Genomic DNA, 24,816 nt, shown 5'->3' on the forward strand with positions numbered 1-24,816 from the left:
CCACGTCCATGGTCACAAGATTCCCTCCACGCTCCCCCCGCCCACGCGGCCGTCTGCGTATCCTTCTTGCCGCCGGAGCCGCCGCCTTGGCGCTGACGGCCGGATCGGTCGTCCCCGGCAGCCCGCTCGGCTCCGCGCCGCAGGAGGCGCAGGCCGCCGACGGCAAGTCGACGCTCACGGTCGCGGTCGCGCAGAGCGTCGACTCCCTGAGCCCGTTCCTCGCGCAGCGGCTGCTCTCCACGAGCATCAGCCGGCTGATGTACGACTTCCTGACCAACTACGACGCCAAGGACAGCCACGCGATCCCCGGTCTGGCCACCAAGTGGGAGCCCTCGGCCGACAAGCTGACGTGGACGTACACCATCCGGGACGACTCGAAGTGGTCGGACGGCGAGAAGGCCACCGCCGAGGACGCGGCGTGGACCTTCAACAAGATGATGACCGACGAGGGAGCCGCCACCTCCAACGGCAGCTTCGTCTCGAACTTCAAGAAGGTGACCGCGCCCAGCCCCGACAAGCTGGTCGTGGAGCTGAAGCAGCCTCAGGCCACGATGACGGCGCTGGATGTGCCCATCGTCCCCAAGCACGTCTGGGAGAAGGTCGGCGACTTCTCGAAGTTCAACAACGACACGAAGTTCCCGATCGTCGGGAACGGGCCGTTCATCCTGACGGACTACAAGGTCGACAGCTATGTGAAGCTGAAGGCCAACAAGGACTTCTGGCGGGGCGCCCCCAAGTTCGACGAGATCGTCTTCCGGTACTACAAGGACCAGGACGCAGCGGTCGCCGCCCTCCGAAAGGGTGAAGTCTCCTTCGTCGCCGGAAGCCCGAGCCTGACGCCCGCGCAGGCCGCGTCGCTGAAGACCACCGAGAACATCAAGGTGAACGACGCCCCCGGCCGGCGCTTCTACGCGCTGGCCGTCAACCCGGGCGCGCAGACCAAGGACGGCAAGAAGTTCGGCGACGCCAACCCGGCGCTGAAGGACCCGAAGGTCCGTCAGGCGCTCTTCCTGTCCGTGGACCGCACGACCATCATCGACAAGGTCTTCCAGGGCTACGCCGTGGAGGGCGAGGGCTACATCCCGCCCCGCTACGACTCGTACTTCTGGAAGCCGTCGGGCGAGCAGAAACTCGCCCACGACCCGGCGAAGGCGGCCGCCCTCCTCGACGAGGCCGGCTACAAGAAGAACGGCGCGGGCAAGCGGACCGGCAAGGACGGCAAGCCGCTCGACTTCCGCATCCTGTGTCACGCCACCGACCCCAACGACAAGGCGATCGGCAAGTACCTCCAGGAGTGGTGGGGCGAGCTCGGCGTCGGCCTGAAGGTCGACTGCATGGACAACGTCTCCGACCCCTGGTTCGCCGGTGAGTACGACCTTGCCTTCGACGGCTGGTCCGTCAACCCCGACCCCGACTTCGTGATGTCGATCCACACCTGCGCCGCCCTGCCGGCCAAGGCGAAGCAGACGGCGGCGACGGACAACTTCATCTGCGACAAGCAGTACGACGAGCTGTACGCGAAGCAGCTGGCCGAATACGACCCCGCCAAACGGGCCGACCTCGTGAAGCAGATGGAGTCGCGGCTGTACGACACGGGATACATGAATGTCATGGCGTACCCGAATGCCGTCGAGGCCTACCGCACCGACCAGATCAAGTCGATCACGACGATGCCCTCCGCCGCGGGCAACATCTACGGTCAGGACGGTTACTGGAGCTGGTGGTCGGCGGTCCCGGCCGCCGGAGCGTCGGACGGTTCGTCCGGCGACAGCGGCAGCTCCACCGGAGTCCTCATCGGCGTCGGTATCGCTGTAGTCGTCCTCGCCGGTGGCGGGCTGCTGTTCGCCATGCGTCGTCGTTCCACCGCGGAAGACCGTGAATAGTCCATGAGCACAGAAAGCACTCCCGCGCTCCTGAATGGCGCGGCGGGCGTGGACGCTGTGCAGACCGACGGCCCGGCTCCGGCCGGGCCGTCGGCCCGCAGTCCACGCGCCCGCAGTACGACCGCGTACCTCCGCTATGCGGCGGGCAAGCTGGCCGGTGCGGCCGTCTCGCTGTTCGCCGTGCTCGTCACCAGCTTCTTCCTGTTCCGTCTGATCCCCGGCGACCCGGTCAAGCAGATGACCGGCGGCCGGCAGGTGTCGAACGAGCAGATCGCCGCGATGCGCAAGGAATTCGGCCTGGACCTGCCGCTCTGGCAGCAGTTCACCGAGTACTGCGGCAAGGCCCTGACCGGGGACTTCGGTACGTCGTACCAGTTCCGCGCCCCCGTCATGGACAAGATCTCCGAGGCGCTCCCCGCGACGCTGCTGCTCACCGGCACCGCGTTCGTGATCTACACGGCGATCGGGATCTGGCTGGGCGCCAGGTCCGCCTGGCGCAACGGCTCGGCGGGCGACCGCTTCCACACGGCCTTCGCGCTGACGCTGTACTCGGTGCCCTCGTTCTGGCTGGGGCTGCTCCTGATCATCACCCTGTCGGTCGGCATCGGACCCATCCCGGGTCTCTTCCCGACCGGGGGCATGGAGTCCGGCAGTGAGAGCGGTTTCGCGTACGTCCTCGATGTGGCGCACCACCTCGTGCTGCCGGTCATCACCCTCGTCGCCGTCGAGTACGCGCGTACCCTGCTGGTGATGCGCTCCTCGCTCCTCGACGAGATGGGCAGCGACTATCTGACGACGGCCCGGGCGAAGGGGCTCCGCGACGACCTCGTACGCCGCCGGCACGCCGTCCCGAACGCGATGCTGCCCACGGTGACGCTCCTCTTCGTCAACCTGGGCAACACGGTGGCCGGCGCCATCCTGGTGGAGACGGTGTTCTCCTGGCCCGGTCTGGGCGGCCTGTTCTACCAGGCACTGAGCGTGCCCGATCTGCCACTGGTGCAGGCGCTGTTCTTCATCTTCGCCGCCGCGGTGATCCTCATGAACACGCTCGCCGATGTGATCTATCCGCTCCTCGATCCCCGGGTGGGCCGATGACGACGACGACCGACACCGCGCCGGCCCCCGGGCCGCGCGCACTGACCTGGGCCCGCAGGCGTCAGGCCGCGGGCCGCTTCTGGCGGCAGTACCGCGCCCACCGGGCGGGCGTCGCCGGCCTCGCCGTGCTGGCGCTGATCGCCCTGACGGCGCTGGCGGCCCCGCTGCTGGTCGGCGCCGACTCGCAGAGCGTCACCACCGCGCCGGGCGGCGCGCTGGAGTCGCCCAGCGCCGAGTTCCCCCTCGGCACGGACCAGTTCGGCCGCAGTCTGCTCGCCCTCCTGGTGTGGGGGACGCGGGTCTCGCTGACCGTGGGCCTGCTCGCCGCGTTCCTCTCGGTGGCCATCGGGACCCTGGTGGGCATCACCGCCGGACACTTCAAGGGCTGGTACGGCAACGTCGTCATGCGGATCACGGACTGGTTCCTGGTGATGCCGACGCTGGTGCTGGCCATCGCGCTGGCCACCGTGCTCTCGAGGTCGCTCTGGACCACCGTCCTCGCGATCGGTGTGACGACCTGGCCGACGACCGCGCGTCTGGTGCGGGCGCAGACGCTGTCCGTGGAGTCCCGTCCGTACATCGAGCGCTCCAAGGCGCTCGGGGGCGGGCACGGTCACATCATGTCCCGCCATGTGCTGCCCAATGTCATGCCGCTGGTGCTCGCGCAGACCACGCTGGTGATCTCCACCGCCATCCTCACCGAGGCGACCCTCGCCTTCCTCGGGCTCGGCGATCCCACGATCGTCTCCTGGGGCGGGCTGCTCCAGGACGCCCGTGAGGCCGGAGCGGTCAGCTCCGGCAACTGGTGGTACCTCGCTCCGCCCGGACTCGCCATCGCGGTCGTCGCCCTCGCGTTCACGCTGTGCGGCCGTACCATCGAGTCCGTGCTCAACCCCAAGCTGGGGGTGTCCCGTTGACCGCCGTGAAGACCGAGAGCGTTCCGAAGCCGGAGACCGGGCAGCCGTTGCTCGACGTCCGGAATCTGCATGTCACCTACGGGTCCGGGGCCTCGGCCGTCCCCGCCGTGCGGGGTGTCGACCTACGGGTCGAGGCGGGCCAGAAGCTCGGCATCGCCGGGGAGTCCGGCTGCGGGAAGTCGACGCTGGCGCTCGCGCTGCTGCGGCTGCTGCCCGCCTCGGCGACCTTGAGCGGTGAGATCCTGCTGGACGGCGAGGACATCCTCACCATGAAGTGGGGGCGGCTGCGCGCAGTGCGCTGGGCGGGGGCGTCGATCGTCTTCCAGGGCGCGATGCACTCGCTGAACGCCGTGCACCGCATCGGCGACCAGATCGCAGAACCGATCCTGCTGCACGGCAAGGGGACCCCTGCGGCCGCCCGCAGGCGCGCCGGTGAGCTGCTGGAGCAGGTCGGCCTTCCGGCCGCACGGGCGGACGCCTATCCGCACGAGCTGTCCGGTGGGCAGCGCCAGCGCGTGATGATCGCGATGGCGCTGGCCTGCGACCCGCGGCTGATCATCGCCGACGAGCCGACCACGGCCCTCGACGTGATGATCCAGGCGCAGATCCTGCGGCTGATCGAACAGCTCGTCAGCGACCAGGACCTCGGTCTGATCATGATCAGCCACGACCTGGCGGTGCTCTCCGACACCTGCGACCGGCTGTCGGTGATGTACGCGGGGCGGGTCGTCGAGGAGGGGCCCGCCAAGCGGGTCTACGAGCACGCCCGCCACCCGTACAGCAGCGCCCTGTCGGCCGCCTTCCCGCGCATCGGCGACCTCGCGTCGCGGCACGCGCCCCGGGGCCTGCCGGGTGATCCCCCGGACCCGTCGGCGCTGCCCTCCGGCTGTACGTTCCATCCGCGCTGCCCGGCGGCGCTGGAGTCCTGCGCCACCGAGGACCAGGAGCTGCGGCCGGCCGGCCCGTCCCGGCGGGCGGCCTGTGTGCTGGTGGAGCCGGAAGCCACCGCGACGCCCGGCGGTACCGAGGAAGCAAGGAGCACCTCATGACGACCACCACCCAGGCTCCGCTGCTGAGCGCCCAGGCGCTGGAGGTCGCGTTCCCCGGCCGGCGCGGGGCGGCGACGGCCCGGGCGGTCGACGGGGTCGACCTCGACATCCGTCCCGGTGAGATCGTCGCCCTGGTCGGCGAGTCGGGCTGCGGTAAGACCACGCTGGCCCGGTCCCTGCTCGGCCTGGTACCGCCCACGGCCGGCCGTGTCACCTTCGGCGGCGAGCCCCTCGACTACGCGGGCCGGGCGCTCAAGGCGTACCGCAAGCGGGTCCAGCTGGTGCTCCAGGACCCCAGCGGCTCCCTGAACCCCCGTCACACGGTGTACGACGCGGTGGCGGAGGGCCTGCGCATCCACGGGTACGCGGGCGACGAGCGGGAGGCGGTCTCCGGGGCGCTGGCGCGGGCCGGGCTGCGGCCGCCGGAACGATTCTTCCTGCGGTACCCGCACGAGCTGTCCGGTGGTCAGCGGCAGCGTGTGGTGATCGCGGGCGCCCTGGTCCTGGAGCCCGAGCTGATCGTCGCGGACGAGCCGGTGGCGTCGCTGGACGCCTCGGTACGCGGCGAGATCCTGGCCCTGCTCCTGCGGCTGCGGGACGAGCTGGGCCTCTCCGCGCTGGTGGTGACGCACGATCTGGGGCTGGCGTGGAACATCGCGGACCGGGTGGCGGTGATGTATCTCGGCCGGATCGTGGAGACGGGTGACGTCGAGCAGATCCTCACGGCTCCCCAGCACCCGTACACCCAGGCGCTGCTGTCCGTGCTGCCGGAGGCGGACGGCGAGCCGGTGCTGCTCACGGGCGAGCCGCCGGACCCCTCGAAGATCCCGTCCGGGTGCCGCTTCCACGCCCGGTGCCAGGTCCTCGCCTCGGGCGAGGCGGAGCGCGCGGGCGTCGCGGACGCGTGCCGCACGAAGGACCTGCCGGTGCTGGAGGGGGGCGGCCTGACCCAGGTCGCCTGCCACTGGGCGACGGCGGCGAAGGCCGTCCCCCAGGGCTCCTGAGGGCCTGGGCTTCCTAGGTCCCGGGCTCCCGGGCGTGGTGGATGGCGCCCGCCAGCTCGCCCAGGGGGCGGCCCGTCCCGCCCCAGCGGTGCTGGACGATCTCCGCGGCGATGGAGACGGCTGTCTCCTCCGGCGTACGGGCTCCGAGGTCGAGGCCGACGGGTGAGGCGAGGCGGGCCAGGTCCGCCTCGCCCACCCCCACCTCCCGCAGCCGGGCCGTCCGGTCGGCGTGGGTGCGCCTGCTGCCCATCACACCGATGTACGCGGCGGGCGTGCGCAGGGCGGCGGCCAGCAGCGGCACGTCGAACTTCGGGTCGTGGGTGAGCACGCAGATCACGGTGCGGGCGTCCACCGGCGTCGACTCCAGATAGGTGTGCGGCCAGGCGCAGACGACCTCGTCGGCCGTGGGGAAGCGCTCCCGGGTGGCGAAGACGGGGCGGGCGTCGCAGACCGTCACCCGGTAGCCCAGGAAGGACCCGATCCGGGCGGTGGCCGCGGCGTGGTCGATGGCCCCGAAGACGAGCATGCGGGGCGCGGGGGCGAACGCCTGGACGAAGACGGTGACGTCCTGCATGCGGCGCTCGCCGTGCGCGCCGTAGCGGGTGGTGCCGGTGACCCCCTGGGCGAGCAGACCGCGCGCGTCGTCGGTGACGGCCGCGTCGAGCCCCTCCTCGCCGAGCGATCCGGCGGCCCGGCCGGCCAGCACCGTCCGGTGGGCGCCGGCCGGTGCCGCCCCGGACACCACGGTGGCGAGCGCGACGGGTTCCCCTGCGGCGATGGTGCCGAGGAGTTCGCGCAGTGCGGCCCGGTCGCTCTCCTCGGCGTACGGCCGCACGAGGACCTCGATCGTGCCGCCGCAGGTCAGCCCGACACCGAAGGCCTCGTCGTCGCTGATCCCGTAGGTCCGCAGCAGGGTCCGGCCGGTGCTGAGCGCCTCCCCGGCGGCCTCGTACACATCGCTCTCCACGCACCCTCCGGAGACGCTGCCCGCGACCGCTCCCGTGGCGCTCACCGCCATCACGGCGCCGGGGGCCCGCGGCGCGCTGCCCCGCACCGCGACGACGGTGGCCAGGGCGAAGGGCGTACCGGCGGTGTGCCAGTCGCGCAGGTCCGACAGCAGTTCACGCATGCGAGGCGTCCTCCCGGCTCGACGGCTCCTGCCCCCGACCATGCCCCGGCCCCGGCGCACGCACCACAGGAAGGCGTCAGGCCCGTTCGTACGCCGCGATCAGCTCGCTGGACCGCTTCACATCGGCGGCCATCGCCACGAGCAGGTCGTCGATCGACTCGAACTTCAGCATGCCGCGCACATAGGCGAGGAAGTCGACCGCGACGTGCAGCCCGTACAGGACGAGCCCGACGCGGTCGATCGCGTACGCCTCGACGGTCCGCTCGGTGCCGTCGAACTGCGGGTTCGTGCCCACGGAGATCGCGGCGGGCATCGCCTCGCCGTTCACGGTGAGCCAGCCGGCGTAGACGCCGTCGGCGGGGATCGCGGTGTGCGGCAGGGTCTCCACGTTCGCCGTGGGGAAGCCGAGCTCACGGCCGCGCTGGGCGCCGCGCACCACGACACCCTCGACGCGGTGCGGGCGGCCGAGGATCTCCGCGGCCCCTTCGACGTCGCCCTCGGCGATCAGACGGCGGGTGAGCGTGGAGGAGAACGGCTCGCCGCCGCCCGCGTCCCCGCTGACGTAGAGGTCGATGACCTCGACCTGGAAGTCGTACGTCGGGCCGAGCTCGGCGAGGAAGGTGACGTTGCCCGCCGCCCGGTGCCCGAAGCGGAAGTTGGGGCCCTCGATGACCAGCTTCGCGTGCAGCTTGTCGACGAGCACCTTCGCGACGAAGTCCGCGGGCGAGAGCTGCGAGAACTCGGCGGTGAACGGCAGGATCAGCACCGCGTCGACGCCCAGTCCGGCCATCAGCTCGGCACGCCTGTGGTGGGGTGCGAGCAGCGGCGGGTGCGTCCCGGGGCGGACGACCTCGCTGGGGTGCGGGTCGAAGGTGACGACGACCGAGGGCACGCCGAGCTCACGTGCCCGCTCCACGGCGCGGCCGATGATCAGCTGGTGTCCGCGGTGCACCCCGTCGTAGGAGCCGATGGTGACGACACTGCGTCCCCAGCCCTCAGGGATGTCCTCCAAGCCACGCCAGCAGTGCACTGTGACCGCTCCTCGCCCGAACCTGTGTACGTGTGTATGTCCATTACGCAGGTCTAAGACTGCCATGCCCACGTCCCGCGGCCTGCATCGGCATAGGGATCGCGGGCCTCGAACCGTCCGGTTCCTCCATGGTCCGCCGCGCTCCGGGGCCGACGACGGCGGCCCACTCCTGCGGGGCGTCCGCCAGCCACCGGCTGACCAGGGCGGCGAATCCGGGCACGTCCCGGGCGAGCTCGGCCAGGCCCCGGTCGAAGCGGGCCGCGCCCTCGGGGGTCCGGGCGAGGAGCGTCCCGGTGCGGTGCACCAGAGCGCGCGTACGGGCCTCGGGGCGGCGGCCGGAATCCGCCGCGGCCGCCCGCAGCAGGGCTTCGAGGACCTCCGGGTCCCTCCCCGTCTCCTGCTCGAACTCCAGCAGCACCTCCAGCAGCTCCCCCCGCAGCGGCCTCGAAGCGGCGCTGCCCGGGCCGGCGAGCACCCGGGCGAGCGCGGCGCGCACCGGCGGCGGCACGGGCCGGCCCCGCAGCAGCCCGGTCATCAGGGGCAGCAGGAGCGCCCGGGCGGCGGGGCTGTGCTCCAGCCGGAGGTCCACATAGGCGGCGGCCTCCGCCCCGGCGTCCTCACCGGGCCTGCTGCGGCTCTCGACGTAATGGCGTACGAGCCCCGGGGCGTGCAGCGCCAGGGCCGGGGTGTCCAGGGAGGCCAGCTCCCGCAGGACGGTGCCGGCCGCCTCGCCGGGCAGCGCGAGCCGGGCACGCAGCGCGGCGAGCACCGGCTCGGGGTGCTCGGGGAACACCTCGGTGAGCAGGGCCAGCGGCAGCCGGGGGTCCCCGGCGGCGAAGACCCGCAGGGCCTGCGGCAGATAGCGGCCCCCGGTGCCCGGATCCCGTACGAGGACGGTGAGCGCCTGGGCGTGCAGGGCGGTGTCGTCGGGCCGGGCCAGCAGGGTGAGCGCGGCGCCCCGCAGCACGGCACGGTCCGCGGCGGGGAGGGTGCGGCGGGCGGCGGTGAGCGAGGCGTGGACGGCCGCGGCGGCACGCCGCGCGGGCCGCTCGTCGTCCCGCGCCCACCGGTCGACGGCCCGGCAGAGCGCGGCCGGCTCGTCCTCGGCGAGGGTGGTGAGCAGTTCGGCGGCGCGCGGGTGGACGGTGTCGACGAGCGCCTCGGTCAGGTCGTCGACGGCCAGGTCCCGGCGGGCGTACAGCAGCGCCTGTGCGGCGGCGGCCACGGTGAGCCGGATCGGGAGGCCCTCGGCGGCGGGCAGCGGGCTCTCGTCGGTGAACCAGCGGCACAGGAGCGCCTGGACGGTCCTGGGGTGGGCGGCCAGCCGGCGGGAGACGGCGTCCAGATAGCGTTCGGCGCCGTCCGCGCGGGGGGCGCCGTCGGCGGGCAGCAGGCGGCGCAGGAGATCGATCCGGTCGTCCTCGGGCAGCCGGATCCGGCGCCAGAACCACGGGCCGAACTCGGCGTAGGGTCCCAGCGCCGCCGGGCCGCCGCCCGACCGGGAACGCCGGGTGATCCGTCCGGCGAGCACCCGCAGCACCCCGAGGCAGGGCCGGGCGTCGGCCACCCGGAGCAGGCTCTCCCTGAGCAGGTGCGCCGCCCACCAGGCCGCGTCGGTGAACCGCTCCTCCGTGCCGGGTCCGGCCGACAGACGGTCCATCGCCTCGATCAGGTCCGCCATCCGGTGGGCCAGCGCGGCGTGTCCCTGGCGCCGCTCCAGCAGGAGCATCGCCTGGAGGACGGGGCCGATGCGATGGCGCGGCACCGGAAGGTTGCGGGGCTCCACCGGGTCCTGCGGGGCCGGCGCCGGTTCGTCCGGGGCCCCGTCCGCGTGCCAGCGGTGGACCAGGGAGTGCAGGGCCGCGTCCAGGTCGAGGTGTGCGCCCTGCACCCAGTCGCCCAGTTCCTCGTGGCCGAAGCGGTATCCCGCGCCCGCCGGGACCAGCAGGCCTTCGGTGAGCACGGCCGAGGCCCAGCCCGTACGCCAGGGGAAGAGCTCCTCGAAGGCGGCCCGGTCCAGCTCGCCCTGGCCCGGCCCGAGGCAGCGCCTGGCCGCCTCGTGGACCTGGCCGGCCACCTTCGCCGCCAGCCGGCGGACCGCCGCGCCGCGGAGCCGGGGTTCGGCCTGGGCCCCGATCCGTACGGCGATCCGGAGGCAGGTGAGGTCCAGATGGGCGGCGAAGACCTCCTCCGTGCCGGGCCTGCCGGGTACGTCCGGGGGCAGCGCGGCCCGCACCTCGGCGAGCAGGCTCAGGGTGAGGGGGTGCCGGTCGTGGCCCGGCGCGATGGCACCGGGCGGGATGTCGTACCTCTCCGCCGCCCGCTCGGCCTGTTCCGCGGTGAGGTCGCCGAGCCGCACGGCGGGCGGCAGGCCGCCGGCGGGCCGCTCCGGGCGGTGCAGGGTGCCCGGGGGGTACAGCGCGCCGGCGGTCTCCCAGTGCTCGGGGCGGCAGGCGACGACCATCCGCACCTCGTGGGCCCGCAGCCACTCCGCCGTCGCCCGGGTCCATCCGGCGAGCCGGTGGGCCAGCAGGGGCGGCATCTCCTCCGGGCCGTCCACGACGACGAGGAGCGGGTTCCCGGAGGCCGCGGCGAGGCCCGCCACCCGCTCGGGGGTGGCGGTCTCCATGTCGCCCCGGCCCCCGGCGGCGGTGATGATCCGCCCGGAGCGGCACAGCGCCCTGGTCATCGCCTCGGTGACCGAGGTGTCGTCGGCCAGCAGGTCGGCGCCGCGCAGCCAGAGCGTCAGGGCGGGCACGGGCCCGCGGGCCCGGCGGGCGGCCAGGGCGACGAGCTCGGTGGTGCGGCCGGTGCCGGGGGCGCCGACCAGGCCGAGCACCGGGCCCGTACCGGTCTCGAATGCGGTGAACTCCGCGCTGATGCCGGGGCGTTCGACGGCCTCCGTGGCGCAGGGCCGTCCGTCGGCGTGGCCGAGCGAGGTGGCGGTCAGCTGGAGGGCCCCGGCGAGGTTGAGGTCCTGGCCGTACCCCGGGACGCCGCTCGCGTTGCGCCGGAGGACCTCGGCCAGCGGCTCCGGGGCGTCCTGGAGGGCCAGCGGCAGCGCCAGCCCCGCGGTCTCGCGCCCGGCGCTCAGCGCGGTGGAGAGCACCCCCAGGACGGCGCCGGTGCGCGGGTCCGTCACCGGTCCTCCGACGGCGGCACCGCCGGAGCGCAGGGCGTCGCGCCCGTCCGTGCCGAGGGCGAGCTCCAGCGCCTCGGCCACGGGGTGCTCGCGGCCGCCCTCGGAGTACGTCGCGGGGGTCGTCCCGAGCACCCGTGCCTCGCGCCAGCCGTGGGCGGCGATCCGCACGTAGGTGCCCGTGCCGATCTCCTGGCGTACGGCGACCGGGAGCGGCTCCACCCCGAGGGTCCCGGGGCCGCCGGTGCGCAGCAGGGCGAGGCCCAGGGCGGGCAGCGCGGTGATGTCGTCGGGGCTCACGGCACAGGTGCGGCCGTCCGCGGAGTGCAGGGTCAGGGGCCCGGGGCGTGCGACGGCCTGATGGCTCGTGACGACCGTGCCCCGGTCGTCCGCGACGAAGCCGGTCCCCCGCGGCCGGCCGGCCTGATCGCAGATCTTCACAAGTTTCGACCGGTCCCCGCTGCCCATGGTCCGACGGTAGGTCCCCGATGATCGGCACCGGAAACGCGCGGGGCGAAAGCGCCCCCCTCGCACCCCCCTGTCACTCCGAGCGCCCGTCCATTGGGGTGAATCGGCGGGTTCGCGTGGACAGAGATGGTCGCGGGAGGGGGATCGTGGAGCGGGCATGCGACAGGGGGCTGCCCGCTCCACGACGGGCCGGACCCTCGGGCCCGGCGACATCCTCGTCAGGCGAAGACGGCGAGGCTCTTGGCCTTGCCCTTCTGCTCCTCGACGAGCACGAGGAAGGTGCCGTCGGGCCCGAAGACTCCGACCGGCCCCGGCGGATAGGCCGGCATGTCGAGCCGTACGCCGTTGAGCAGCAGCTTGGCGCGCTTCTCGTCGACATCCCAGCGCGGGAAGGCCGAGGCGGCGGCCTCGGCCACCGGCATCACGGTCAGCTCCTGCTGGTGCTGGTCGAGCGTGCGCGCCGCGTCCAGGCCGTACGGTCCGACGCGGGTGCGCCGCAGCGCGGTCAGATGCCCGCCGACGCCGAGCCCGGCACCGAGGTCCCGGGCCAGGGCGCGGATGTACGTACCCGAGGAGCAGACGACGGAGACGACCAGGTCGACGACCGGGGTGCCGTCCTCCGCGACCGCCTCGCGGACGTCGTAGACCTGGAAGGACGAGATGGTCACCGGGCGGGCCGGGATCTCGAACTCCTCGCCGCCGCGCACCCGGGCGTAGGAGCGCTTGCCGTCGATCTTGATGGCGCTGACCTTGGACGGCACCTGCATGATCGCGCCGGTCAGCGCGGCGACCCCGGCGTCGATGCCCTCACGGGTCACCCCGGAGGCGTCGGTGGACGAGGTGATCTCGCCCTCGGCGTCGTCGGTGACGGTGTCCTGGCCGAGCCGGATCGTCCCCAGGTACTCCTTCTCGGTCAGTGCGAGATGACCGAGCAGCTTGGTCGCCCTCTCGACGCCGAGCACGAGGACACCGGTCGCCATCGGGTCCAGCGTGCCGGCGTGGCCGACCCGCCGGGTGCGGGCGATGCCGCGCATCTTGGCGACGACGTCGTGCGAAGTGAAGCCGGACGGCTTGTCGACGATGACCAGGCCGTCCGGCGTCCTGTCCTGCTTGTTCTGCGTCATGCGGAAGGCGAGTCCTCGTCGTTCTCGGCGGACTCGTCCTCGGGCTTGCGGTACGGGTCGGCGTCACCGGCGTACTTGGCGCCGGAGGACGCCTCGCGGACCTTGGCGTCCGAGGCGCGTGCCCGGTCGAGCAGGTCCTCGATCGCCTTGGCGTTGTCCGGCAGGGCGTCGGCCACGAAGGCCAGCGTCGGGGTGAACTTCGTCCCCGCCGCGGCGCCGACCGCCGACCGCAGGATGCCCTTGGCGCTCTCCAGGCCCGCGGCCGCGCTGGCCCGCTCCTCGTCGTCGCCGTAGACCGTGTAGAAGACCGTGGCCTCCCGCAGGTCGCCGGTGACACGGGTGTCCGTGATGGTCACGTGCGTGCCCAGACGCGGGTCCTTGATACCGCGCTGCAGTTTTTCGGCGACCACCACCTGGATGAGGTCCGCCAGCTTCTTCGCCCGCGCGTTGTCGGCCACTGGTCCGTCTCCTTCTTGAACGTGCTCAATCGTCTTCGTCGTTGTGCAGCCGCCGTCGTACGGACAGCAGCTCCACCTCCGGCCGGCCCGCGATCATGCGCTCGCACCGGTCGAGTACGTCTGTGAGGTGTCCGGTGTCCCCGGAGACCACGGCAAGACCGATCTCGGCCCTGCGGTAGAGGTCCTGGTCCCCCGTCTCCGCGACGCTCACCGCGAACTTGCGGTGGATCTCGGCGACGATCGGGCGGACGATGGAGCGTTTCTCCTTCAACGACCGTACGTCGCCGAGGAGCAGATCGAAGGACAGCGTCCCCACATACATGGATGTCCGGATGTCCCGCCGGTTCGGGTTCGGGGGCCCGGAGGTCGCCCTCCGGACTGGCACAGGCCACGTCCCGCCGTCACTCGGCGGAGACACCCGAACCGTACACGGAACGGCCGGGGCCGATCGACGGAAATACGACCCGTCGACCGGCCCCGACCGTGGGAGAGAACCCGGGGGTCTCCCCCCGGGATCCCCCGTTGATCAGCCTCGCGGCTTCTCGCGCATCTCGTACGTCGCGATGACGTCGTCGATCTTGATGTCGTTGAAGTTTCCGAGGTTGATACCGCCCTCGAAGCCTTCGCGGATCTCGGTGACGTCGTCCTTGAAGCGACGCAGACCGGAGATGTTGAGGTTCTCCGCGATGACCTTGCCATCGCGCAGCAGGCGCGCCTTGGTGTTGCGCTTGACCTCGCCGGAGCGGACCAGCACACCGGCGATGTTGCCCAGCTTGGACGAGCGGAAGATCTCGCGGATCTCCGCCGTGCCGAGCTCGACCTCTTCGTACTCCGGCTTGAGCAGGCCCTTGAGGGCCGCTTCGATCTCTTCGATCGCCTGGTAGATGACCGAGTAGTACCGGACGTCCACGCCCTCGCGCTCGGCCATCTGCTCGGCACGCCCTGCGGCGCGCACGTTGAAGCCGATCACGATGGCGTCGGAGCCGGTCGCCAGGTTGATGTCCGACTCGGTGACCGCACCCACACCGCGGTGCAGGATCCGGATGTCGACCTCTTCACCGACGTCAAGCTGGAGCAGCGAGGACTCGAGAGCCTCCACCGAACCGGACGCGTCGCCCTTGATGATGAGGTTGAGCTCCTGGACCAGACCGGCCTTGAGCGCCTCGTCGAGGTTCTCCAGGGAGAACCGGACGCCCTTGCGGGCGAAGTTGGCGTTGCGCTCACGGGCGGCACGCTTCTCGGCGATCTGACGGGCCGTACGGTCCTCGTCGACCACCAGGAGGTTGTCGCCGGCGCCCGGGACGTTGGTGAGACCGAGCACCAGGACGGGGGTCGAGGGACCCGCTTCCTGGACGTTCTGACCGCTGTCGTCGAGCATCGCCCGGACACGGCCGTACGCGTCGCCCACGACCACCGTGTCACCGATGCGCAGCGTTCCGCGCTGGACCAGGACGGTCGAGACGGCACCGCGGCCACGGTCGAGGTGGGACTCGATCGCAATACCCTGCGCGTCCTGCTCCGGGTTGGCCCGCAGGTCGAGCGAGGCGTCGGCGGTGAGGACGACGGCCTCCAGCAGTGCCTCGATGTTGAGGCCCTGCTTGGCGGAGATGTCGACGAACATCGTGTCGCCGCCGTACTCCTCGGCCACCAGACCGAACTCGGTGAGCTGACCGCGCACCTTGGTCGGGTCGGCACCCTCGACGTCGATCTTGTTGACCGCGACCACGATCGGCACCTCGGCCGCCTTGGCGTGGTTCAGCGCCTCGATCGTCTGGGGCATCACACCGTCGTTGGCCGCCACCACGAGGATCGCGATGTCGGTGGACTTCGCACCACGGGCACGCATGGCGGTGAACGCCTCGTGACCCGGGGTGTCGATGAAGGTGATCTTCCGGTCCTCGCCGTTGACCTCGGAGGAGACCTGGTAGGCACCGATGTGCTGCGTGATACCGCCGGCCTCGCCCGCGACGACGTTCGTCTTGCGGATCGCGTCCAGCAGCCGGGTCTTACCGTGGTCGACGTGGCCCATGACGGTCACGACCGGCGGACGGGAGACCAGGGCCTCTTCGCCGCCCTCGTCCTCGCCGAACTCGATGTCGAAGGACTCGAGCAGCTCGCGGTCCTCCTCCTCCGGGCTGACGATCTCGAGGACGTAGTTCATCTCGTCCGCGAGGAGCTTCAGCGTCTCGTCGGAGACGGACTGCGTGGCGGTGACCATCTCGCCGAGGTTCATCATCACGGCGACGAGCGACGCCGGGTTGGCGTTGATCTTCTCCGCGAAGTCGGTCAGGGACGCGCCGCGCGACAGCCGGACAGCCTGCCCGTTGCCGCGAGGCAGCATGACGCCGCCCACCGACGGGGCCTGCATGGCCTCGTACTCCTGGCGCCTCTGACGCTTCGACTTGCGGCCACGACGCGCGGGACCACCGGGACGGCCGAACGCACCCTGCGTGCCACCACGGGCACCCGGGCCGCCGGGACGGCCACCGAAGCCGGGACGGCCGCCGAAGCCACCGCCACCACCGGGACGGCCTGCGCCGCCACCGCCACCGGGACCACCGGGACGGCCGGCGAAACCGCCGCCGCCACCACCGGGACCGGCCGGACGGCCTGCGAAGCCGCCGCCACCGGGACGACCGCCGCCGCCACCGGGACGGCCACCGCCGCCACCGGGACCACGGCCACCGCCGGGGCCACCACCGGGACGCGGGCCGGCAGCGGGACGCTGCGGCATCATGCCCGGGTTCGGACGGTTACCGCCGGCGCCGGGGGCGCCGCCGGGACGAGGAGCCTGCGGGCGCGGCATGCCGCCCGGGCTCGGACGTGCGCCGCCCTGGCCCTGCGGGCGCGGGGCGCCGCCGGGGCCGCCCTGCGGACGCGGGGCGCCGGGGCGCTCCTGACCGCCACCGGGACGCGGGGCGCCGCCGGGACGGGGCGACTGCGGACGGGCCATGCCCGTCGAGCCGCCGGAGGTGAACGGGTTGTTGCCCGGACGGGGACCCGCCGGACGTGCGCCGGGGCGCGGGGCGCCCTGGCCCGCGGGACGTGCGGGGCGGTCGCCGCCACGCTCGCCGCCACGGCCGCCGTCGCGCTGGCCACCGTCACGCTGACCGCCGGCCGGAGCCGGACGGGCCGGGTTGGCGGCGGGACGCGGGCCGGGGGTGGCACCCGCGGGACGCGGGGCCTGCTGCGGTGCGGCCGGCTGCTGGGCCGGAGCCGGAGCCGAGAACTCCGCGGCGGGCACAGGAGTGACCGGGGCGGGCTTCGGCGCGGGCTTGGGACCCGGACGGGGCCCACCGGACGGCGCGGAAGGCGCCGCGGGGGTGCTGCTCGCCGGAGTCTCCGCGGCGGCCGGCTTGGGGGCCGGGGCGCCGGGCTTCGGGGCAGCAGGACGTGCCGCGGCGGCCGGTGAGGGCGCTGCGGGCTTTGCGGGGGCGGCCTTACGAGGCGCGCCAGGCTTTGCTGCGGACTTGCCGGCGTTGCCGCCGGGACCCTGCAGTGCGTCAGTCAATTTGCGTACAACCGGCGCCTCGATCGTCGAGGACGCCGAACGGACGAATTCACCGAGTTCTTGGAGCTTGGCCATGACGACCTTGCTCTCCACGCCGAACTCCTTGGCGAGTTCGTATACCCGGACCTTAGCCACTTCGCTCCTTTTAGGTCCGGGTTACCGCCGGACCGTCGCTACTTCATGGGCGTACTCATCGCGTACTCATCGAGTGCTCATCGCAATCTCGACCTACTTCCAACTCGCGAGGTACCTGACCGCACGGGGACCCGTGCCGTTCACTTTCTTACGGTGTCACCCGCTCGACGAACCGCTGCAGTGCGGCGGAGTCGAACGGCCCCTTGGCCTTGAAGGCCCGGGGGAATGCCCGGCGGCGGACCGCCAGGTCGAGACAGACAGAGGCGGGGTGTACGTACGCACCCCGGCCGGGCAGCGTACCGCGTGGATCAGGGACCACTTCTCCCTCGTCCACCACGATGCGCAGCAGCTCGCTCTTGGCCGCTCGCTCCCGGCATCCCACACAGGTTCGCTCGGGGCAAGCGCGGGCGTGCGTCCGGCCAGACACGTTTAAGTCTACCTCCCCGCACCGACCTCACCCCTTGGGGGCAAAAATCGAACGGATGTTGTCGTGATCTCAGCGGCATGGCGCCTGGATCTATTCCTTCTCGGCCGCTCCGGCACCGGCCCGTGAGCCGTCCCGAGCCGTCCGTGGGTCAGCCCTGACCGGGTCCGCGGCCCGCACGGGGCGGGCCGCGGACGCGGACCGGGGGTCAGCCGCGCTCGGACCGCTCCCGGGCGCGCTCGGCGCGCTCACGGTCGGCGACGTCGCGCTCCTCGTCGGTCTCCGTGTCCGGGCGGATGTCGATGCGCCAGCCGGTGAGACGGGCGGCCAGGCGGGCGTTCTGCCCCTCCTTGCCGATCGCCAGCGACAGCTGGTAGTCGGGCACGGTCACCCGGGCGGAGCGCATCCCGAGGTCCACGACCTCGACCTTGCTCACCCGCGCGGGTGACAGCGCGTTGGCGACCATCTCGGCGGGGTCGTCCGACCAGTCCACGATGTCGATCTTCTCGCCGTGCAGCTCGGCCATGACATTGCGCACACGGCTGCCCATCGGGCCGATGCAGGCGCCCTTCGGGTTGAGACCGGCCCGGGTGGAGCGAACGGCGATCTTGGTGCGGTGACCCGCCTCGCGGGCGATGGCCTCGATGACGACCGACCCGTCCGCGATCTCCGGGACCTCCAGCGCGAAGAGCTTCTTCACGAGGTTCGGGTGGGTGCGCGAGAGCGTCACGGAGGGACCGCGCACGCCCTTGGCCACGCGCACGACGTACGTGCGCAGCCGCAGGCCGTGGGTGTACTCCTCGCCCGGCACCTGCTCCTGCACCGGCAGGATCGCTTCCAGCTTGCCGATGTCGACCAGGACGTTCTTCGGGTCCTTGCCCTGCTGGACCAGGCCCGTGACGACGTCGCCCTCGTGGCCCGCGTACTCGCCGAACGTCCTGTCGTCCTCGGCGTCGCGCAGCCGCTGCAGGATGACCTGCTTGGCGGTGGTCGCGGCGATACGGCCGAAGCCGGACGGCGTGTCGTCGAACTCCTTGGGCTCCTGGCCCTCCTCGAGCTCGGCCGGGTCGTCCTTCGCCCACACCGTGACGTGGCCGCCGGCGTCCAGCTCGACGCGTGCGCGTCGGTGGCTGCCCTCGGTGCGGTGGTACGCGATGAGGAGGGCCGACTCGATCGCCCCGACGAGCACGTCGAAGGGGATCTCCTTGTCCTGCGCCAAGCCCTTCAGAAGCTTCACATCGATGTCCACGGCTACGCCTCCTCTTCCTTCTTGTCCTTGCGGTTGAATTCGATCTCCACACGCGCCCTGGCGATCTCGTCGAAGGCGACCCGGCGCGACGTGGGCTTGCGGCCCTTGACGCCCGGCACTTCCAGATCGAGTCCCTCGTCGTCCACCGCGAGGATGCGGGCCACCAGCTCGCCGCCCTCACTCAGGGTGAGCCTGGCCAGCCGGCCGGTGGCGCGTACGTAGTGGCGGTGCTCGGTCAACGGGCGGTCTGCGCCCGGAGAGCTCACTTCGAGGACGTACTCGCCCTCTCCCATGGCATCGGTCTCGTCCAGCGTCTCGGAGAGGGAGCGACTGAGTTCCGCGCAGGTGTCGAGCTCCACGCCGTCCTCGGAGTCCACGATGACCCTCAGCACCCGGCGGCGGCCCGCCCGGGACACCTCGATCTCCTCGAGGTCAAGGTCCTTGGCGCTGACGAGCGGCTCCAGCAGTTCGCGCAGCCTGTCGCTCTGGGTGGTGCTCATCCGGGTGACTCCTCGGCCGCGTGTGCTGTTGTGGGGATCGTCGCGTGTCAGGTCAAAGGGTATCCGGTCCGCAGGGGTGTTGCCGTCCGCCTCCCGCCCGGCCGCGGGTACGCTCACATCCGGTGATCACTTCAGGTCAGAAACTGTCAAAAACCAGGCTGAAGGAGACAAGTGCGCCGCACGGGGACGACGCGCAGGAGTGCGCTCACCGCCACGGGAGCCTTCGCCCTGGGAGCGGTACTGACCGGCTGCGGGGACGGGCCGGACACGGCCACGGCCCCCGGGGGCACGGATGCCGCGGCCGCCTCGCTCCGGGCCGGGAAGGCGCTGCGGGCGTCGGCCGCCCGTGACAGCGCCTCGCTGCTCACCCGCTACGAACAGGTCGCGGCCGCCCACCCGGTGACGGAACCCGGGCTCGCGCCGATGAGCGCCGCCGTGCGGGAGCACCTGGCGGCGCTGGGCGGCCCCGCGAAGGCCGCGGGTGGCTCCCCCGCCCCCGCACCCCCCGCCGCCGCCACGGACGCGCGGGCGGCCCTCAGGGAGCTGGCCGCCGAGGAGCGCCGGGTGGCGGACGGACGCGCCACGGCGCTGCTGACCGCCGAACCGGAACTGGCCAGGCTGCTGGCCTCGATCGCCGCCGCCGGCGCGGCCCACGCGTATCTGCTGACCGAACTGGCCAAGGAGACCCCGGCATGATCCAGGAGGCCGGACAGAGCGACACGGCACAGGCGCTGCGGGCCGCACAGGCCGCGCTCGCCGCCGAGCACGCCGCCGTGTACGGGTACGGCGCGCTGGGCGGACGGCTGGCGGACGGCCGCCGTGGCGACGCGACGGCAGCCTGCGACGCCCACCGGGCCCGCCGGGACGCCCTCGCCCGCACCGTGCGCGACCTGGGCGGCACGCCGGTGGCGGCGCAGGCGGCGTACACCCTGCCCTTCGCGGTGCGGGATCCGGCGACCGCGATGCGGCTCGCCTCCGTCCTGGAGGACCGGGTCGCGGGCGTGTACTCGGATCTCGTACGGGCCGCCCGGGGGCCGCTGCGGCAGTACGCCGCGGGCGGGCTGCGGGAGGCCGCGGTGCGTGCGGTGCGCTGGCGTGGCACCGGCGTAGCCTTTCCTGGGCTCACCGAGAAGGCCGCCCCGCCGGAGAACACGGCGGAGGCAGGAGCCACGGGTGTCACGCACTGAGCACGTGAGCACGCTCTGAAAGGGAACAAGGCACGTATGGGTTTCGAACCGCCGCAGCGTCTGGTGCGAGCGCTCGGCGAGACGTACGGGGACACGGCCGCCGCCGAGTGGCTCGGGCGGCTCCCCGCACTCACCGACGAGGCACTGTCCGCGCACTCGGTCGTCCTGGACCGGGTGTGCGCCCCCGGCGGGCGCACCGGCCTCGTCCTGCTGGTGCACCGGACGGACGGCACGCCCGCCGTGCTGAAGATCGCGCCTCCCGGGGCCGCTCCCGCACCGGAGGGGGCCGCACTCGCGCACTGGAAGGGCTGGGGGGCCGTCGAGCTCCTGGCAGGCCCGGACGGCTCGGTGCCCGGGGAGTCGCTCCTGCTGGAGCGGCTGCACCACGAGGTGTCCCTGCGCTCGCTGCCCGAGGCGAAGGCGCTGCTGGAGGCCGCGGGCACGGTGCGGCGGCTGTGGGTGGAGCCGCCGGCTGGCCACGCCTTCGAGACGGTCGGGGAGCGCACCGGCCGGCAGGTGGAGCCGATGCGGGCCGCCGCCTCGCGAGACCCCGCGCTCGAACCGCTCGTCTCGGCGGCCCTCGCGGCCCGCGAGGAGCTGCTCCAGGACTCCCCCGAACTCCTCCTGCTGCACGGCAACTTCCGCCAGAGCAAGGTCCTGGCCGGTGAGCGCGCCCCCTGGCTTGCGGTCGGTCCCGAGCCGCTGACCGGCGAGCGGGCGTACGACCTGGCGCGGCTGGTGCGGGACCGGGTCGAGGACCTGATCGCCTCGCCCGGCGGGGCGGCGACGGCCCGCCGCCGGGTCAAGAAGCTCGCCGAGTCGCTGGAGGTGGACCAGGCGCGGCTGCGCGGCTGGACGCTCTTCCGTGCCGTCGAGTCCGGCACCCGGGCGCTGACGGTGGGGCGCACGCAGGACGGCGAGATGTCACTGGAGTTCGCGGCCTGGCTGTAGCCGGCCGCACGGCAGAGGGCCCCGCGCGGTGCGTGCGCGGGGCCCTCTGCCGTGTTCCGGCCGGGATCAGCCCTGGGCGGCCAGGCGGGCGATCGCCTCGTCGACGGTGAGCTCCTCGCGCTCGCCCGTGCGGCGGTCCTTCAGCTCCAGGACGCCCTCGGCCGAACGGCGGCCCGCGACAAGGATCTTCGGGACGCCGATGAGCTCGGAGTCGGTGAACTTCACGCCGGGCGAGACGCCCGCGCGGTCGTCGACCAGGACGCGCAGCCCCGCCGCGCCGAGCTTCTCCGAGACGTCCAGGGCCAGTTCGGTCTGGAGCGCCTTGCCGGCGGCGACGACGTGCACATCGGCCGGGGCGATCTCACGGGGCCAGCACAGGCCCTTGTCGTCGGCGGTCTGCTCGGCGAGGGCGGCCACCGCGCGGGAGACCCCGATGCCGTACGAGCCCATGGTCACCCGGACCGGCTTGCCCTGCTGGCCGAGCACGTCGAGGGAGAAGATGTCGGCGTACTTGCGGCCGAGCTGGAAGATGTGGCCGATCTCGATGGCGCGGTCCACCTGGAGGCCGGTGCCGCACTTGGGGCAGGGGTCGCCCGCCTCGACGACGACGACGTCGAGGTAGTCGTCGACCTCGAAGTCACGGCCCGCGACGACGTTCCTCGCGTGCTTGCCCTCCTTGTTGGCACCCGTGATCCAGGCGGTGCCGGCGGCGACGCGGGGGTCGGCGATGTAGCGGACCTTCTCCAGGCCCTGCGGGCCGACGTAGCCGCGCACCAGGTCGGGGCGGCCCACGAAGTCCTCGGCGGTGACGAGCTCGACGACGGCGGGGGCGAGGTGCTCGCCGAGCTTGCCGAGGTCGACCTCGCGGTCGCCGGGCACGCCCACGGCCACGATCTCGCCGTCCACCTTGACCAGGAGGTTCTTCAGGGTGGCGGAGGCCTCGACACCGAGATGGGCGGCGAGGGTCTCGATGGTCGGGGTGTCGGGGGTGTCCAGCTCCTCGACGGCGCCGGTGGCCGGGGCGTCGACCGCGGGTGCCTTGAAGGTGACGGCCTCGGTGTTGGCGGCGTAGTCGCAGTTCGGACAGTCGACGAAGGTGTCCTCACCGGCGGGCGCGGGGGCGAGGAACTCCTCGGAGGCGGAGCCGCCCATGGCGCCGGACACGGCGGAGACGATGCGGTGGTCGAGGCCGAGGCGCTCGAAGATCCGGATGTACGCGGCGCGGTGCAGCTGGTACGCCTCGGCCAGGCCCTCGTCCGTGGTGTCGAAGGAGTACGAGTCCTTCATCTGGAACTCGCGGCCGCGCAGCACACCGGCGCGGGGGCGGGCCTCGTCGCGGTACTTGGTCTGGATCTGGTAGAGGATCACGGGCAGGTCCTTGTAGGACGAGCACATGTCCTTGACGACCTGGGTGAAGACCTCCTCGTGGGTCGGGCCGAGGAGGTAGTCACCGCCCTTGCGGTCCTTGAGCCTGAACAGCAGGTCGCCGTACTCGTCGTACCGGCCGCTCGCCTCGTACGCCTCCTTGGGCAGCAGCGCGGGGAGCAGGACCTCCTGGCCGCCGATGGCGTCCATCTCCTCGCGGACGACGCGGGTGATGTTCTCCAGCACCTTCTTGCCGAGGGGCAGCCAGGACCAGATGCCGGCCGCGGTGCGGCGTACGTATCCGGCGCGGACGAGGAGCTTGTGGTTGAGCGTCTCGGCGTCCGCCGGGTCGTCGCGCAGTGTCTTGATCATCAATCGGGACATGCGCTGGACCTGGGCCATGATGAACTCCTGCTCGGAAGGGTGGTGAGCCCGAGGTTAGCCGGGGGGCCCGCGCGGGCGGAAATCGATTCCCGGGCGGGCCGGTCTCAGCCGCGGCGCAGCGGGAGCGGCGCGCCCATCACCGCGTACGGCTTGGGGGCGCTGGGGAAGAGCACCTGGCGGGCCAGGTCCTGGTAGCCCAGGGTGCGGTAGAGGCCGCGGGCGGGGCTCTCGGTGTCGATCGCGGAGAGGATGGACCGGGGCAGGCCGACGGCGTCCGTGATGGTGGTGATCAGGCTGCGGCCGATGCCGCGCTGCTGGAACCCCGGGTGGACGTGGAGTTCGGTGATCACGAACGAGTCGTCGAGCCAGCCGTCGGAGCCGGTGGCGCGGAGGTACGGCTCGACGACGGTGGACCACCAGTGCGTCCGGCTGTTCGGCAGTCCGTAGACGAATCCGACGAGCCGGCCGTCCGCGGCGGTGGCGCCGAGGGCGCGTGCCCGGGGGTCGTCGAGGTGCCGCAGGACGATATGGCGGCGTACGTCGATCTCGTCCTGGCTGAGGCCGAAGGCGAGGGCCTGCACGGCGAGGGCCTCGTCCACGCGGTCGGCGAGGTCGAGCGGTCCGACCACGATGTCGGGGGTCCCGGAGCCCCGTGGGGACGCGGGGATTGCTGCTGCCATGCGGGGAACCCTACTGGCCGTGCCGTCCGGTCAGAACAGCGCGCTTCAGAACAGCACGCTCATGAAGGCGCCCGTCTCGCGGAAGCCGACGCGGCTGTAGGCCTTGCGCGCGGGGGTGTTGTAGTCGTTCACGTACAGGCTGACGACGGGTGCCACATCGGTGAGCGCCTGGCGCAGGACGGCGGCCATGCCCGTCTCGGAGAGCCCCCGGCCGCGGGCCTCGGGGGCGACCCAGACGCCCTGGATCTGGCAGGCGCGGGGGGTGGCCGCGCCGATCTCGGCCTTGAAGAGGACCTTGCCGTCCTCGATACGGGCGAAGGACCGGCCGGTGCTGATCAGCTCGGCGACCCGCGCCTGGTAGAGGAGCCCGCCGTCGCCAGCCAGCGGGGAGACGCCGACCTCCTCGGTGAACATGGCGACGCAGGCCGGCATGAGGACGTCCATCTCCTCCTTGCGGACGCGGCGCACGAGGGGGTCGGGCGCCACGTCGGCCGAGGGGCGGTCGGTGACCATGAGCGGCTGGTTGGGCCGGACCTCACGGGCGGGGCCCCAGCTCGGTTCGAGGAGGCGCCAGAGCTGGGCCGTGGGGCCCGCGGGGCCGACGATCGAGGAGCAGCGGCGGCCGGCCCTCCGGGCGCGGTCGGCGAAGGCCCTGACGGCCTCGGGGGTGGCGCAGATGGGGACGAGGTTGGCCCCGGAGTAGCAGAGCGAGCGCAGCCGGCCGTCGGCGTACCATCCCCACATCTCGCCGCCGAGACGCCATGGATCGAGCCCGGCGACCTGGACGCGGGACGTCACGAAGGCGTTCTCGACGGGGGCACTCTCAAGGACGGCGAGCGCGGCGGGGAGCTCGCCGGGGTCGAGGACCCGGGTAGTGGTCTGCGTCAACACTGGGGCCTCACCAAACGGTCTACTTGATGTCCGCACTGTACCCAACAAGGCTGTGGGGTGCCGCCCCAGGCGGAAAGGCCGGAGGGCGGGGAGACGCGGCTGTGCCCCGCAGGACGCGGCCTGCGGGGCACAGAGACGGCGGGAGGTCAGCCGGCGATGGAGACCTGGGGTTCGCCCGAGGCGATCCCGTCCTTCTCCATCTGCTCCGCGATCTTCATGGCTTCCTCGATGAGGGTCTCCACG

General features: G+C 72.6%; 21 protein-coding genes. 8 read left to right on the forward strand and 13 right to left on the reverse strand.

Annotation, left to right across the window (positions count from 1 at the left end; translation table 11 throughout):
- The first annotated feature begins 8 nt into the window (after positions 1-8).
- The 5 genes from JKV81_RS33815 to JKV81_RS33835 are packed head-to-tail and all read left to right on the forward strand — an operon-like array spanning position 9 to position 5,948.
- Positions 9-1,883, forward strand: coding sequence for an ABC transporter substrate-binding protein (locus JKV81_RS33815; protein ID WP_202079459.1), 1,875 nt, complete (start codon positions 9-11; stop codon positions 1,881-1,883).
- Between the two features lie 3 nt (positions 1,884-1,886).
- Positions 1,887-2,978 (forward strand): ABC transporter permease, encoded by a 1,092-nt coding sequence (locus JKV81_RS33820; RefSeq protein WP_202079461.1) that lies wholly within the window; start codon positions 1,887-1,889, stop codon positions 2,976-2,978.
- A complete protein-coding gene (locus JKV81_RS33825) occupies positions 2,975-3,895 on the forward strand; it encodes an ABC transporter permease (protein WP_129265765.1) in 921 nt (306 codons plus the stop codon). The genes JKV81_RS33820 and JKV81_RS33825 overlap by 4 nt, the downstream gene beginning before the upstream one ends.
- Positions 3,892-4,944 carry an ABC transporter ATP-binding protein gene (locus JKV81_RS33830; RefSeq protein ID WP_129265763.1) on the forward strand — a complete coding sequence of 351 codons (1,053 nt, stop codon included), beginning with the start codon at positions 3,892-3,894 and terminating at the stop codon, positions 4,942-4,944. The genes JKV81_RS33825 and JKV81_RS33830 overlap by 4 nt, the downstream gene beginning before the upstream one ends.
- Positions 4,941-5,948: an oligopeptide/dipeptide ABC transporter ATP-binding protein gene (locus JKV81_RS33835; RefSeq protein ID WP_099177822.1), complete on the forward strand. Its 1,008-nt coding sequence runs from the start codon at positions 4,941-4,943 to the stop codon at positions 5,946-5,948. Before JKV81_RS33830 ends, JKV81_RS33835 begins: the two co-directional genes overlap by 4 nt.
- A gap of 13 nt (positions 5,949-5,961) precedes the next feature.
- On the opposite strand, the gene JKV81_RS33840 is transcribed toward JKV81_RS33835, so the two are convergent.
- The 10 genes from JKV81_RS33840 to rimP form a co-directional block, all read right to left on the reverse strand.
- Complete coding sequence (locus JKV81_RS33840; RefSeq protein ID WP_129265761.1) at positions 5,962-7,077, reverse strand: XdhC family protein; 1,116 nt, start codon at positions 7,075-7,077, stop codon at positions 5,962-5,964.
- Positions 7,078-7,153: 76 nt separating this feature from the next.
- Positions 7,154-8,107: a bifunctional riboflavin kinase/FAD synthetase gene (locus tag JKV81_RS33845; RefSeq protein ID WP_202079463.1), complete on the reverse strand. Its 954-nt coding sequence runs from the start codon at positions 8,105-8,107 to the stop codon at positions 7,154-7,156.
- Between the two features lie 43 nt (positions 8,108-8,150).
- Positions 8,151-11,714, reverse strand: coding sequence for a trypsin-like peptidase domain-containing protein (locus tag JKV81_RS33850; protein ID WP_202079465.1), 3,564 nt, complete (start codon positions 11,712-11,714; stop codon positions 8,151-8,153).
- 218 nt (positions 11,715-11,932) lie between these two features.
- Positions 11,933-12,838: a tRNA pseudouridine(55) synthase TruB gene (truB, locus tag JKV81_RS33855; protein ID WP_129265755.1), complete on the reverse strand. Its 906-nt coding sequence runs from the start codon at positions 12,836-12,838 to the stop codon at positions 11,933-11,935.
- Positions 12,835-13,296: a 30S ribosome-binding factor RbfA gene (gene rbfA, locus JKV81_RS33860; RefSeq protein ID WP_099177817.1), complete on the reverse strand. Its 462-nt coding sequence runs from the start codon at positions 13,294-13,296 to the stop codon at positions 12,835-12,837. The genes truB and rbfA overlap by 4 nt, the downstream gene beginning before the upstream one ends.
- A gap of 25 nt (positions 13,297-13,321) precedes the next feature.
- Complete coding sequence (locus JKV81_RS33865; RefSeq protein WP_129265753.1) at positions 13,322-13,618, reverse strand: DUF503 domain-containing protein; 297 nt, start codon at positions 13,616-13,618, stop codon at positions 13,322-13,324.
- Positions 13,619-13,822: 204 nt separating this feature from the next.
- Entirely contained in the window at positions 13,823-16,942 is a 3,120-nt protein-coding gene (infB, locus tag JKV81_RS36750; protein ID WP_124274960.1) for a translation initiation factor IF-2, read from the reverse strand.
- A gap of 148 nt (positions 16,943-17,090) precedes the next feature.
- Entirely contained in the window at positions 17,091-17,369 is a 279-nt protein-coding gene (locus JKV81_RS33875; protein WP_014153747.1) for a YlxR family protein, read from the reverse strand.
- A gap of 205 nt (positions 17,370-17,574) precedes the next feature.
- Positions 17,575-18,615 (reverse strand): transcription termination factor NusA, encoded by a 1,041-nt coding sequence (gene nusA, locus JKV81_RS33880; RefSeq protein ID WP_202079467.1) that lies wholly within the window; start codon positions 18,613-18,615, stop codon positions 17,575-17,577.
- 2 nt (positions 18,616-18,617) lie between these two features.
- Positions 18,618-19,115: a ribosome maturation factor RimP gene (gene rimP, locus JKV81_RS33885; protein ID WP_129265751.1), complete on the reverse strand. Its 498-nt coding sequence runs from the start codon at positions 19,113-19,115 to the stop codon at positions 18,618-18,620.
- Between the two features lie 171 nt (positions 19,116-19,286).
- Between rimP and JKV81_RS33890 the strand changes: the two genes are divergently transcribed.
- Genes JKV81_RS33890 through JKV81_RS33900 form a run of 3 tightly spaced genes read left to right on the forward strand, consistent with a single transcriptional unit; the run spans position 19,287 to position 21,253 of the window.
- The gene (locus JKV81_RS33890) at positions 19,287-19,811 is read left to right on the forward strand and encodes a hypothetical protein (protein WP_202079469.1); all 525 of its coding nucleotides are present in this window, start codon (positions 19,287-19,289) and stop codon (positions 19,809-19,811) included.
- Positions 19,808-20,302: a ferritin-like domain-containing protein gene (locus tag JKV81_RS33895; protein ID WP_129265748.1), complete on the forward strand. Its 495-nt coding sequence runs from the start codon at positions 19,808-19,810 to the stop codon at positions 20,300-20,302. The genes JKV81_RS33890 and JKV81_RS33895 overlap by 4 nt, the downstream gene beginning before the upstream one ends.
- A 36-nt stretch (positions 20,303-20,338) precedes the next feature.
- Complete coding sequence (locus tag JKV81_RS33900; RefSeq protein ID WP_202079471.1) at positions 20,339-21,253, forward strand: aminoglycoside phosphotransferase family protein; 915 nt, start codon at positions 20,339-20,341, stop codon at positions 21,251-21,253.
- Positions 21,254-21,319: 66 nt separating this feature from the next.
- On the opposite strand, the gene JKV81_RS33905 is transcribed toward JKV81_RS33900, so the two are convergent.
- The 3 genes from JKV81_RS33905 to JKV81_RS33915 all read right to left on the reverse strand — a co-directional run bounded on the left by JKV81_RS33905 (position 21,320) and on the right by JKV81_RS33915 (position 24,573).
- Positions 21,320-23,020 carry a proline--tRNA ligase gene (locus JKV81_RS33905; RefSeq protein ID WP_129265743.1) on the reverse strand — a complete coding sequence of 567 codons (1,701 nt, stop codon included), beginning with the start codon at positions 23,018-23,020 and terminating at the stop codon, positions 21,320-21,322.
- A gap of 86 nt (positions 23,021-23,106) precedes the next feature.
- Positions 23,107-23,682: a GNAT family N-acetyltransferase gene (locus JKV81_RS33910; RefSeq protein WP_129265741.1), complete on the reverse strand. Its 576-nt coding sequence runs from the start codon at positions 23,680-23,682 to the stop codon at positions 23,107-23,109.
- A gap of 45 nt (positions 23,683-23,727) precedes the next feature.
- A complete protein-coding gene (locus JKV81_RS33915; RefSeq protein ID WP_129265739.1) occupies positions 23,728-24,573 on the reverse strand; it encodes a GNAT family N-acetyltransferase in 846 nt (281 codons plus the stop codon).
- Positions 24,574-24,816: the final 243 nt, after the last annotated feature.

Origin of the sequence: Streptomyces silvae (assembly GCF_016745505.1) — a bacterium.
Classification (GTDB): Bacteria; Actinomycetota; Actinomycetes; order Streptomycetales; family Streptomycetaceae; genus Streptomyces; species Streptomyces silvae.